At 60.8% G+C, this 11,336-nt stretch carries 11 protein-coding genes; all 11 read right to left on the reverse strand.

The genetic code is table 11. The features are described 5' to 3' along the window. Window positions 1–126: 126 nt before the first annotated feature. From JO015_08675 to JO015_08725, 11 genes are read right to left on the reverse strand one after another with little or no spacing between them, the layout of a single operon-like run. Window positions 127–1,071 carry an ATP-dependent Clp protease ATP-binding subunit gene (locus JO015_08675; protein MBV9999173.1) on the reverse strand — a complete coding sequence of 315 codons (945 nt, stop codon included), beginning with the start codon at window positions 1,069–1,071 and terminating at the stop codon, window positions 127–129. Further along, entirely contained in the window at window positions 1,068–1,745 is a 678-nt protein-coding gene (locus JO015_08680) for a hypothetical protein (GenBank protein ID MBV9999174.1), read from the reverse strand. Before JO015_08680 ends, JO015_08675 begins: the two co-directional genes overlap by 4 nt. Window positions 1,746–1,747: 2 nt before the next feature. Then, on the reverse strand, window positions 1,748–2,896 hold the full coding sequence (locus JO015_08685) for a TrbI/VirB10 family protein (protein MBV9999175.1): 1,149 nt from the start codon (window positions 2,894–2,896) through the stop codon (window positions 1,748–1,750). Continuing rightward, a complete protein-coding gene (locus JO015_08690) occupies window positions 2,889–3,899 on the reverse strand; it encodes a hypothetical protein (protein MBV9999176.1) in 1,011 nt (336 codons plus the stop codon). The genes JO015_08685 and JO015_08690 overlap by 8 nt, the downstream gene beginning before the upstream one ends. Beyond that, window positions 3,889–4,668: a hypothetical protein gene (locus tag JO015_08695; GenBank protein ID MBV9999177.1), complete on the reverse strand. Its 780-nt coding sequence runs from the start codon at window positions 4,666–4,668 to the stop codon at window positions 3,889–3,891. Before JO015_08695 ends, JO015_08690 begins: the two co-directional genes overlap by 11 nt. A gap of 19 nt (window positions 4,669–4,687) precedes the next feature. Next, window positions 4,688–6,049, reverse strand: a complete 1,362-nt coding sequence (locus JO015_08700; protein ID MBV9999178.1) for a hypothetical protein — start codon at window positions 6,047–6,049, stop codon at window positions 4,688–4,690. A gap of 4 nt (window positions 6,050–6,053) precedes the next feature. Next, window positions 6,054–6,890, reverse strand: coding sequence for a hypothetical protein (locus JO015_08705; protein ID MBV9999179.1), 837 nt, complete (start codon window positions 6,888–6,890; stop codon window positions 6,054–6,056). Window positions 6,891–6,901: 11 nt separating this feature from the next. Next, complete coding sequence (locus tag JO015_08710; GenBank protein ID MBV9999180.1) at window positions 6,902–7,318, reverse strand: hypothetical protein; 417 nt, start codon at window positions 7,316–7,318, stop codon at window positions 6,902–6,904. A gap of 26 nt (window positions 7,319–7,344) precedes the next feature. Then, the gene (locus JO015_08715) at window positions 7,345–10,194 is read right to left on the reverse strand and encodes a hypothetical protein (GenBank protein MBV9999181.1); all 2,850 of its coding nucleotides are present in this window, start codon (window positions 10,192–10,194) and stop codon (window positions 7,345–7,347) included. Continuing rightward, on the reverse strand, window positions 10,191–10,544 hold the full coding sequence (locus JO015_08720; GenBank protein ID MBV9999182.1) for a hypothetical protein: 354 nt from the start codon (window positions 10,542–10,544) through the stop codon (window positions 10,191–10,193). Before JO015_08720 ends, JO015_08715 begins: the two co-directional genes overlap by 4 nt. 26 nt (window positions 10,545–10,570) lie before the next feature. After that, window positions 10,571–10,924: a hypothetical protein gene (locus JO015_08725; protein ID MBV9999183.1), complete on the reverse strand. Its 354-nt coding sequence runs from the start codon at window positions 10,922–10,924 to the stop codon at window positions 10,571–10,573. Window positions 10,925–11,336: the final 412 nt, after the last annotated feature.

Raw genomic sequence — 11,336 nt, forward strand, 5'->3', positions numbered from 1 at the left:
CCGAACTCCGAACTCCGAACTCCGAACTCCGAGCTCCGAACTCCGAACTCCGAACTCCGAACTCCGAACTCCGAACTCCGAACTCCGAACTCCGAACTCCGAACTCCACCCGCCACCTCCCGGCATTTACCTTAAGAGGAGGCCGGCGCTGCCGGGGTCATAATCAAAACGGCCTTCCGGCGGCACTTCACCATGCAATGCCCAGGGCAGGCAGGCTCGATTAAATTGCCGCTCGACTTCCTGCCGCAACAGGCGGGCCCCCTGGTTCTTGTTATACGCTGATCGTAGAAGAAATGCGGCAACCGGTCCCCGCTCAATCGTGAGACGCCTCCCGAAATAGCGACTGAGAACTTCCAGTTTCCTGGCGATCAACTCATCGACGATTTGCTTCTGAACCTCAAGGTCAAGCGGGCGAAACACGATGTGCTCGGTGATCCTCGCAAAAAGCTCCGGACGCAATGCCTGGCGCGCAACGTCCAGAGCGATCCGCTCCATGGTGGCGTGCGGCGCATTTTCCATTTTCGCCAGGTCGCCGCTGCCGAGATTACTCGTCAACACGAGGTAGAAAAGCTTTACGGTGAACCGCTCGCCGGATGTAGCCGTGAATAACCCCTCATCGAGCAATGACAGTAACAGGTCGATCAGCTGAGGGTGCGCCTTTTCGATTTCGTCGAACACGAGCGTTGCGCCTCGGGAATTGCGAACGATCGCAGCCTCGAGGCGGGAAAGGAACTCCGGGGTACGCGCCGCCGCCGCGTACTCGTTCATGAAAAGCATTTCAACAGACGCGCGAGAGCCGAACAGGTACTCGCTGAAGGCTTTGGCGGTTTCCGTCTTCCCGACCCCGGTAGGACCGAGGAACAGAAAACTTGCTCTCGGTCCCGCCGACCCGGCGTTCAGGCCAAGGGCCGAAGCCTGCAAAGCCTGGGTAACCCGGCGAATCGCCTGCCGTTGTCCTCTTATCCGTTCCTCCAGGTACAGGCCTAGATTTGCCAGGTGAGCTCGCCATTGGCGATCCAGGTCCGCGTCCGGCGCACAGCCGCTTCGTTTCAGGAGTCCTTCTGCCGTCATTCCGGTCCGCGCACGGAATGGCTGACGGTGGCGGGCTGCGGCGGGCCCATGTCTTCGGCCGACGCCTCGGGTCTGCCCGGTTCTTCACCGTTTTCCAGGCGTTTCAACCGCCCATTGAGCACCGAGACAATCGCGGTCAACTTTTGCTGCGCTTCGGCCGATTGTGCCGCCAAGCGTTCCACGCTGGCGCTCAGCCGTCGCTGATTCTCCTGGACGTTCTGGATTCCAGCGGTGGTTTCCTCCAACGTGCGGCGCTGCTGCACGAGGGCTTGGGCGGTTTCGCCCGGGATCGGTTCGGGCCGATACTCCGCGCGGCGCAGTCCGAGCACCGGTCCCAACAGGATTTCGCCGTGGTGATCGGGCTGGCGTGCAACCCAGCCGGACGGCCGTTCGATCCGGTAGATGGCATGCCGCTCGTGCAGCACCCGGCTGTCTGCCGGGTCGACGTAGCGGTTGACCCCATAGACTTTCACTTCTTCAGGCTGGCGGACTGAACTCAAGGAGCCGAACGGTGCCGGCCGGGTGGGCAACGGGTGCGTACCGGATACAAACTCCGGGGGCGGCCCGGTTACGTACCGCCCGGCAACCAGGGCCGCTTCCGGTTCGGACCGGCACCCGGCCCACGTTAGGGCCAGGAGAACGGGAACCGTTTTGACGGATATACTATGAAACATACTTATTTTTCGTTTTGACTTTTCGGGACCAAAGCAGGCAGCAATGGATTCAGTAATTCCAGGGCGTCCACGGGTAAGGCCCGGCGGACCTGGTCACGCCGCTTTTCGAGGTTCAACTCAGCCTCCTCGCGCGCACGGCGCTCTTCATCGGCGCCCACCCGCGCTTTGCCGAGGTCGATCGCCTCGGTGCAGTAAATGTAAAACTGTTTGCCCGCCGGGACGCGTACGAAGAAACCGTCGCGCTCGACCGCTGAGGCGATCTGTTGCGCGTACCGGTCCAATACGGCCTGGGTCCCCCCGGCCAGCGGATTAATCACGCCTCCCTGCAAGGCGCTTAAGCCCAAGGAACTGCCGTTGGTATACACCCGGTTGCCCAGCAGCCCGCTGGCCGAGGTGGAGACGGCGCCGGCAATCCCGTTAAGCAGCGAGGTGGCATAGAGCCTGATCAGCTCATTATTGGCCGTGCGGATCACGTCGCCTCGCAACCCGGCACTGCCGTCGGTGATGCCGTAACTGTCAACTTCATCGTCCTTATCCATGTCCAGCGCGAGGCCGCGAACGACCAGTTCGCGGCCTCGGCCATCCGGTTCATTCAGGATGAAGGTGAAATCTCCCTGGCTGGCGATGCGTTCACGCGAACGATCCAGGGCGGCCAAGCCGTGCACTTCTGAATTCGCCCGGATGATGATTTTCCCATTCCACCAGACGTCCTCAGTTACCAGGCCAATGATCGGCGTGGTGATGTCGCTTGAATCAACCGTGTTGACGAGCTGGCATTTCACGAGGCGAAAAGCCGGGGCGTAATCGCCGCTGCGCGGGTCCGGCGTTGCAGGCTTCTCCGGTTGCGTTTCCGACGTGAAAATGGTGAGCGGCCGGAGCGGCGTCGGGATCACGGCGGCTTCAGTCACAGGCGTTTCCCTGTGCACCGGCGCGGCCCGCTCGGCCTTTGGCTTGGGTTTGGGAGGCAACACCGGGCTGAAGTTGCGCAACGATGACGTCATCGGTTCGGTAACCTTCTCGAACCCGGCCACCAGGGTCTCGCCTCGCTTCCCCAGCTTTCGTGCGCCGCCGCGTTGCGCCAATGCCAGTGTGAGCACCCCTGCACTCACCAGCAACGCCACGGCGATGATCGCCTGCGTCCGCCTATTCATTTGCCTTTTTGCCCTTTTTCTTCTGCTGGTGCGCAGCCGCGACCTGCGTTTCCGGTGCAGGCGCATGACCGGCTGCATTCGTGGGAAGGCGATTCGGCGGTTCCTGCCACTCGGCCGACACTTTGCGCTGAGGATCAAGCTCGGCGTTTATCGCCCTGATCAGCACCTCGAACCGGTTCGTTACCGCCAGATCATTGCGTCCGCCGTTGGCGGTACCGGTCACCACAAAGAAGGCGGCTTGCGTCTTGCCGGCCGGCACCAGCCCGGCCGCGTCAGAAACCGATTGCGGATACACCTCGTCTTTAACCCGAACCGAGAAACCTTCCGGGTCATAGTAAAAATCCCGATCGGTCGCATTCCTTAACTCCACTTCAAAGCCGACCGAATCGAGCGCGTCGTCGCGGATCACACGTTTCAGGAAAATGTCGAGCCCGTCGGCACTCGACAACGAATCGGGTTCGGCCACGTCGACGTTTTTGTACATCTCCGCCGCGCTCACCTTGAGCGCCGGGAATCCTTTCACTTTGTCCAGAAAACCGAGTAGACGCCCGGGAGAAACCGGCCTCTGCGACGGTGGCGGCGGACCGGTGGTCACGCCAGCGCCGGAATGGGCGCTTTCCTCGAAAATGACCGCGAAACTCGGGTCCGGCGACTCTTTACAAAGCAGACAGTAAACCTTGGAATTCAGCACCACCGAAAGGTTTCCTTCCGCATTCGGCCGAACCGCTTTCAGCGACAAAAAATTGGTGCCTTTGTTAAACGAGATTTGGAACAGGTCAGGGCCGTCGGGAGCGGGGTTAGGGCTGAAGCCGAATCCGTCCAGGGCTTCGATCCGGTCTGGAAATTCGATCGTGGTGATACCTTTCAAGCCCACCTTGATTACGGCCGGCTCGGCCTGGTTCAGCGGTGCCCGTACGATCCTTGACGCAAGCTCATCGGCGGCCCGCCCCAGGATCGGAGAGAAAGCAAAGCACAGCACAATAAGAAAAGATCTATTTTTCATTTCGTTTTGATGCGGACAAAGACTCGGGCTGGCCCAGGTTATAGTCGGTGACGGCAAACGGGTAACGTTTGTTCCGGCCGAGGTAGGGATTGCGAATGAGTTTGAGATTGAGCGTAACGGGTTGCGCCTGGTTGACTTGCTCGTCGCCCACCTGCGCTTCGGTCAAGAGTTGTCCTACCACATGGCTGTGCAGAACGCCGTTGCTTAACGACTGAAAATCGATGCGGGCAACCTCCAGTTTCTGGTGGATATTTTTCTTCGCTAACTCTTCGGCGACGGCCTTCAACTCCGCCCTGGCTTTTTGTGCGGCTTCAGGCAGGTAGACCCGTTCGAGCGTCTCGGGTGCGTCAAACCCTTGCGGGCCACGGTCCAGCAACGATTTTGCCGCCCAATAGGAAATGGTCTCAATGATCTCACGACTTTCCTCAACCGGCACCAGGGGAGCGATCATCAAAGATTCCGTGCCGTCGAGCAACGCTACTTTTTGGGGGCGCGTCATGACGGTCACCAGATAAAGAGGAACCACGACGTGAGCGGCCAGCGATAGCACCAGGCTGACCCAGAGCAAACGGACGGTGCGCCGTTGTGCGGCAAGGGCGTTGGCCGCGCGGTGCGCGGCGACCGCTACCTGCATCCGCGGATCGCGCGCGACCTCATAATCGTACAACGCTTCATCCGCACCGGCGCTCACGTCCGGCGCGGCTGCAGGGGCAGGCGCCGCAACGTCCCCGGTCAGGTCCCGTTCTGCATCCGGCACGGGTTTACTCAATTTACTCAAAGCAGGTGGTTCAGTAGCCGCGTTGCTCATATCTCGAATCGAGGTATCTCCTGGCTCGCTCGGATGAGTTCCGGGTTCGCGCCGGTTTCAGCAGGTCTTCCACGCTATACACCGTGTGCCGGCCGTAATCCCCGGCTTCGGAAGTCATTGCCCCAAGCGCCTCGCCCAGACGCCCCAAGCGGTCCGACGCCGCGCTCACCCCATTCAGGCCGAGGCCCAGCATCCCGCGCGCGCTTTGGCCCAAGCTCGGCCCGGACCAGCCGCTCGGGACAGGCTGGCCGGTCGCTCCCGATCCGCCCAATTCAGGGATACCTCCCCGATCGCGGAGAAAATCCCCGCCTTCCCTCCGGGATGGACCCGGCCCTTGGGCGCCCCCGTGTCCGCTCACCATCGACCCAAGCCCTTGCGCGGCGCCGCTAACTAACCTGGCCGTCACGGCGCTGGTGGTCGCCACCATTGCCCCGGTCATCGCCTGCAACGCCGAACCCCCATGGGTAACGAGTTTCTGGGCGAAAACCGGCGCGATAAAACTTCCCACCAGCAGCCAGATCAGGATCGGAAAAACGTACACAAGCATCATCAGCAGAGCCACAATCTGCCCGGGCTGAACCGCCGTCACCCCGGCGAGCAACCCGCACGCCACCAGGTTCACAAAGATCATCCCGATCGGCCAGACGTGGACGCCCACGTAGGTGCTGATAAAATGGGTCCCGACCGACTTCAGCCCGGAAACGGATAGTTGGGCGATGCCGATCGGGTACCAGATGCCGAGCAGGATCAGGATTAATTTTTGCAGGAAATCGGTCAGCGCCACCACGAGTGCGCAAATGCGTAACGCGGTGCAAACGAGTGCAAAAACCACGTGATGAAACATGCGGCCGGACACCAGCTTGATCAGGTCCCCCGCTTCCTTCAGCAAGCCGCCAAACCACCCGCTCGACTGGGCCGGCTGATTCGCCCCGGGGTGATCGGCCGGATTGACTTTGCTGTCGATAATGGCTTGCAAGACGGCTTCGTCCAGGCGCGCGTTCACGTTAACCGTCTTGTACGCGGACGCGTAATCCTGCACCGTCAGCGACACCGTTTGGTTGGCGATGCCATCAACCATCTGCTGCAAGAGCGTATGGATGGCCGTTTGTGCGACGATTACCGTCACCAGGCACACCAGACGCGCAAGATGCTGAAGAAAGCGGAGAAGTTGGGCGGGCTTCAGGAACCCGTCCAGCGCACCGGTGACCAAAAGGACAAAAGCGATCAAGTAAGAAACTGACTCGAGCTGGCCGGCTAATGTGCCCACCGACGTGAGGATCGCTTGCGGATCGAGGAAACCGGCGCTCGGCGTTCCGGAGTTTGTGCTGGCCGCGAGGAGCATGGCTTTATCGGATGACGTGAACGGCTTCGCGGCCGAGTTCGACGAGGTGCTGAGTTTCCGCGACGGCTTCCTGAGCGCGTCTTTCTGCGGCGGCCTCCGCGCGCCGGGCCTCATCGTTGCGGTTGGCGGCTTCCTGCACGAGCACTTTCACCGCTGAGTTATGAGCCCGGGCAAACAGGTTATCCAGGCTGGTCTGGACCCCCTGAAGTTTTGCCGTGAGCTTCTGCACTTCAACCAGAGAACCGGCTGCATTAAGCCGTTGCAGCGCGTCGGCTTTCTCTGCCTGGAGCCGCGCGATGGCTTGATTGGTGTCGTTCAATTCGCGGTTGTAATCCTCATATAACGTCTGCACCGCCCCGAACTTCTTGAAGCTGTTGGCCTGGAGTTGAACGGGATTGCCGAATTTATCGGCGAGCCGGCTTAAATCGTCATAGAGTCCGGCCCCGTTATCCTTGATCGCTTGCAAGCCGTTTACCGTCTGGCGCACATCGCCGATGGTTCTACCCAGGCCTTGCTTGCCTTTCTCTACCTCGGCCAACAGATTGTCCAGGCCGAGCATGTTGATGTAGGTGTCCGGATCACCGAACCGCTTCAGGTGATCGACGTTCTGGTTGATCACCGTGGTCAGCTGGTTGATCTGTTCAATTTGTTTATTGATCATCGCCGTGTACTTGGCGATGTCCTGGGCGTGGTACGTAGCCTGGCTGGCTTGCCCGATGCATTGCTGCATGATGTTGAGCAGCGTGTGGATGGGATCGTGGACCACGTAGCCCTGAGCCGGTGCGCCGGGCATAAGCTGCACCAGGAGCCACCCGCAAATCAGCAATCTCTTGTGTCGCATGGAAATAGAACCTACTCAACGATGGGAATCACGACCTCGCGCCGGACCCGGACGACGCCCGCAGAATCCTCGTGCTCCGGGATCGTGGCGTTGTAGTAACGGATCCGGCCTTCGGCGTCGTCCGGCCTGGCGCGCTGGCTCTGCTGCTGCGCCCAGTACGTGCGCTTGATCTGGTCCGAAATGCCCTTGGTATAGCCTTTCGCAAAGTCAACGGGTACTTTGCGCGCATCCATCCCCTGCGTCAGGAGCGGGTCGCCCTCATCGGTGAGGGCTTCGGAACCCCGTCCCTGCATGGTAAGCTGACCTTTGGGCGCCGTTGGACCGACGGTGCAACCGGCAATCATCAGCAACGCACAGAATGGCAGAATCAACCTTTTGGCGTTCCCGGAGGAACCCGTGAAACTCCGTTGATGACGAGCATCCGGCATAGGAAGCGGCGTGACCGAGGTTTTGATTACAGGATCGGGTCGGTGGCGCTATTTTCCCGGGCGCAGGCCATATTCTCCGATTCGTTCAGAATCGCCGTGATCACGTTGGGATAGCGCCGCATGGCCGCGGTGCGCCGGTCGAAAGTTTCGTTGTCGCTGGAAGCGGCGTACAACAATTCGCGGGAAGCCACATTTTTAACCGTCCCGATCAATTTGCGAGACCGTTCGTTCGCGACATAGGTAAACGCGCTGAACCGGTCCTTCGGGTCCATCAACTCCGGTAATGGATAGTTATAGATGGTGTCGATGGTTTTCTCCGAAAGCGATAGAGCTTCGCCGATCTCGCGGGCATCTTCCCGGCTCTGCTGGGCGGTGATCAGGAACAGCTTGGAATTGCCGATCATGGCGCCGCGAACCGGTGAGTGTTTGATGACGTCGTACTGCTGAACCACCGCCAGGATGTTGCAGCCGAACTTGCGCATCTGGCGGTAGTATTCCTGGATAATCTTGATGCCTCCCGGGGCATCCAGCGTCCGTGCCGCTTCCTCAAAAATGGCAATTTTCGGGACCGCACGCGGCATGGTGATGATTTTTTGGCGTCCATAGTTGGCTACCAGGAAGTTGGCGGCGGCACGCATCTCAACCGCGTGCTCGGGGATCTGACCCAGCTCAAAGTGTGCTACCCGGCCGTCAATGCGGACCGTGGTTGGCCCATCAAAAAGGTTGCCGCGTTCGCCGTCACGGCCCCACGCCCGCAGGAGCTTCCCGACCCGGTCGCACTCCTCACGTTCCTGGAGTCCCGCCCGTGGACCGTAAAGAATCTGCTCCACCAAGGCGCTGTGAGTCGGGTACTGGTCCGCTCGAAAATAGGCGAAGGCCAGGTCGCGAACCCGTCCCGCCGTGGCGGGCGCCTTCGCGAAATCCACGACGGCTTGCTCTCCAAGTTCCTGGATGAATGCGTGCGCCTCGTCCGGCTTTTGCGCTTCCCAGTCGCGAAACGCCGCGAAGGCGTCGACGAAGTTAAACTGCCCCCCTTTCAGCCGGGTCCGCAGAAATTTGTCGATCGCGCACGCACGCCACCGTAACTCCTCGGCCGCGGCTTCGTTCTCCATTGTCCAGTCATTGAACACATCCGTGTAAAGCTGCTGCAGGTTTTCCGTGAGCAATGCGCTCCGGAGCGCCTTGCGTTCACCGTCCAGCCCTTCATGGCCGGCAAACAGCAACCCGAGCCCCGCGGCAAACGTCAGGTGCAGCGGTGACAACGGAACCCCGCCGGTATCAAGGTAGTTGATGGTGAGGCCGCCGTTCGGGTTGACAATGATCGGCTCGCAGCCTTGCGTCTGGGTGAGCACGCCGTGAGATAATCCTTCTTCCACGATCAAGCGGAATCCGAACCGGTGCCCGATCTGAGCCAGCAGGTCGCTGATGATCACCGATTTGCCGGCGCCCGTCATCCCGAACAGGACGCCGTGCTGCGGGGTACCGTTCAACCGGGTCCGAATCCCAACCAGGTTGCCGCGCGCTCCGTTGTAGATGGCTTCGGCGCCCGCGAGGTGCCCCGTAAAGGTGGCCGACCAGGGGATGAGATCGGCGAGGTAAGTATCTTCCGCCGGTAAATCGAAGGCGCGGTAAGCGCCGAACGTCCACCCCGGCCAGGTCTGGTAAAAGAGCTGCCGCGCGTTCTCAGGGATGGACGCGTGGTGAACGACCGCCCCGCCCATGGCGGTGAAGGCGTTTCGCAACGTCGCGCAGCGGGAAACCAGGGCATCGGCGTTGCGGTGCCAGATACGCACCACGTACAGGCAGCCGAGCGGGATAACTTTCCCCTGCTGCAATTCGGTGACTTTATCCTGCTTGGCCGCGAGATCCGCAACCAGGGATTGCTTGCGCTCCGAAACGGCGTCTATCTGCAGCCGTTGGATGTTCTTCTCCTCCGCATCAATCACCTTATCCACCGACTTCGGGTACACGTTCAAGGTGATGGCGTATTCCTGAAAACCCATGCTGGTCAGCGTAGAGATGATGCCGGGGAACGTCCGGCGCGGCCACTGGCGCACGGCAAAGATCGCGTGGTGCAGGCCCCCCAGGCAGAAGGAAGAGGCGGGTACAGTCGTGTGGGTCAGGCCTTCGTCGTGCAGGCAATTCTGCTGGATGGAAAACGCCGGGTCGAACAGTTCCCGCGGGTCGGTGTCAGGCAGGAACACGTTCGGATTCAGGAAACGGTAGTAGTATAGAAAATGTTTATAATCCCCCATGGGCCGGACCAGGCAGTCGGGGAACAGCCGGCTTACGGTGCCCAGGCCGAGTTCGTGCAAGGCAAGGCTCTCTTTTCGGGAAAGCGTGTCGAAATACTGGACGACCGCGCGCGAGCCCGTAACGGGTACCTGGGTGTCAAGCACGCGACAGAAAAAAAGCGTCAGCCGCTCGCGCCGCAGCCGGCCTTCTTCCATCGCCGCTTTGTAGCGCTCATAGCGCTCCGCCCTTACGATGACTCCAAACTGGCCGTGGACCGGGTCGCGCCGCCGCAGTTCCAGCGTCTCGCGGTGGTAATCCTCCAACTCCTGCCGGTAATCGCTGTCGATGCTCCATTGTACCTGGAGGGTGTACTCGTCACCCAGGATGCCGAGGAGGATACGCAGGCGTTCATGCAAATCGTTGAGCTGACGCACGCTGAACGCGTTGATTTCGCCGGGCTCAACCGAAAACCCGCGCGCGATGGCCGTTTTGCGGGAAGCGCCGTCGCCAAACCAAAGCAGGTCATTGAGGAAAAAGCCGTTCGGCATGTCTTGGCGCGTCACACGCGATAGCGGGCGACGGTTCGGGCGGGCGACCCGGTCGACGAACCCGCCGCAGGCCTGGAGCAAAGCGTCGATCATCGGTGCAGGCGCGGGTTCGAGTGCAGGTAAGGATGAACCGGCTGGACGCGAGCGGGTTGGAACGCCGGTCCGTTTACCAGCGAGCGAAGCAGGTCGACGTCGTAGCGCGGCGGCCTCCGGCTGCGCAGAAGCACGACGTAGCCGGTGGTGAGGACCAAAGGCGTGAAGCCGGCTGCGAACCGCACCGCGAGCGGCATATGCGAGCCTCCACTGAAAAGCACGGTGAGGAAGAGGACCGAGACCATCGCGGAGATCACTACCGGCAGGCCGAGGTTACCTTCGAAACCGAAGGCGTGCCCGGCCCCCTTTGCCCGGGGCCGCGTATCCGTATAGACCAGCATTTCGTCCATATCGATTCGCCTTGGAGAGACCCGGGTCAGAAACCGTTCACGGTCGTGGCCGCCTGGCCTCCAAACATCGTGAACAGGGCTTTCATCAGGACGACTGCACCGGCCACCCCGATGCCGTAGATCACCGTCATTTTCCAATTCTCGTCCCGCCGGGCATTCAGGAAACCTCCCATCACCATCACGCAGCCGGCGATGAAGCCGAATACCACGATCAGATTCAACCCCGATTTCAGGGGGGTGATGAACTGGTCCAGCCCGCCGGTTCCGTCGGCATAGGCCGAAGCCTGCAGGAACGAGAACAACAACAACAACAACACGCCGAGCTGGCGGCGAACCCGGCCGAGCCGGCGACGAGCAACGTGCAACGAGGATGCGTCCATATAAGAACATCCTTATTTGGAGTTATATAATCGGGCAAGAAAATAAATTACGACTTTGTATTTTGTTTTAAATGCACGGTCACACCACGGGCACGGCGGGTTGGGCGCGCACAACGACTGAGTTCACACGGCGACCACGGCGAGCCACGGCGACCACGGCGGGAAGAGGAGGAGGAGGAGGAGGAGGAGTTCGGAGCTCGGGGCTCGGAGTTCGGCGCTCGGAGGCGGCGTAGAACCGGGTCCGATCTTCCCCGAAGGTCGCGCTCACCCGGCGGGAAAACCGAATCATCCGCAGAACACGCAGAAAAGGATCCACGAAACCGGAGCTTGACACCGGCAACTCGCCCCCATGCTGCCGCTCCGAACTCCGAACTCCGAACTCCGAACTCCGAACTCCGAACTCCGAACTCCG

The organism is Verrucomicrobiota bacterium, from assembly GCA_019247695.1.
Lineage (GTDB): Bacteria > Verrucomicrobiota > Verrucomicrobiia > Chthoniobacterales > JAFAMB01 > JAFBAP01.

What these genes read in the sequence shown, in the direction of transcription:
- JO015_08675 (MBV9999173.1), bottom strand. Translation starts at nt 1,071, where the DNA reads ATGACGGCAGAAGGACTCCTGAAACGAAGCGGCTGTGCGCCGGACGCG.
- JO015_08685 (MBV9999175.1), bottom strand. Translation starts at nt 2,896, where the DNA reads ATGAATAGGCGGACGCAGGCGATCATCGCCGTGGCGTTGCTGGTGAGT.
- JO015_08705 (MBV9999179.1), bottom strand. Translation starts at nt 6,890, where the DNA reads ATGCGACACAAGAGATTGCTGATTTGCGGGTGGCTCCTGGTGCAGCTT.
- JO015_08710 (MBV9999180.1), bottom strand. Translation starts at nt 7,318, where the DNA reads ATGCCGGATGCTCGTCATCAACGGAGTTTCACGGGTTCCTCCGGGAAC.
- JO015_08680 (MBV9999174.1), bottom strand. Translation starts at nt 1,745, where the DNA reads ATGTTTCATAGTATATCCGTCAAAACGGTTCCCGTTCTCCTGGCCCTA.
- JO015_08725 (MBV9999183.1), bottom strand. Translation starts at nt 10,924, where the DNA reads ATGGACGCATCCTCGTTGCACGTTGCTCGTCGCCGGCTCGGCCGGGTT.
- JO015_08690 (MBV9999176.1), bottom strand. Translation starts at nt 3,899, where the DNA reads ATGAAAAATAGATCTTTTCTTATTGTGCTGTGCTTTGCTTTCTCTCCG.
- JO015_08700 (MBV9999178.1), bottom strand. Translation starts at nt 6,049, where the DNA reads ATGCTCCTCGCGGCCAGCACAAACTCCGGAACGCCGAGCGCCGGTTTC.
- JO015_08720 (MBV9999182.1), bottom strand. Translation starts at nt 10,544, where the DNA reads ATGGACGAAATGCTGGTCTATACGGATACGCGGCCCCGGGCAAAGGGG.
- JO015_08715 (MBV9999181.1), bottom strand. Translation starts at nt 10,194, where the DNA reads ATGATCGACGCTTTGCTCCAGGCCTGCGGCGGGTTCGTCGACCGGGTC.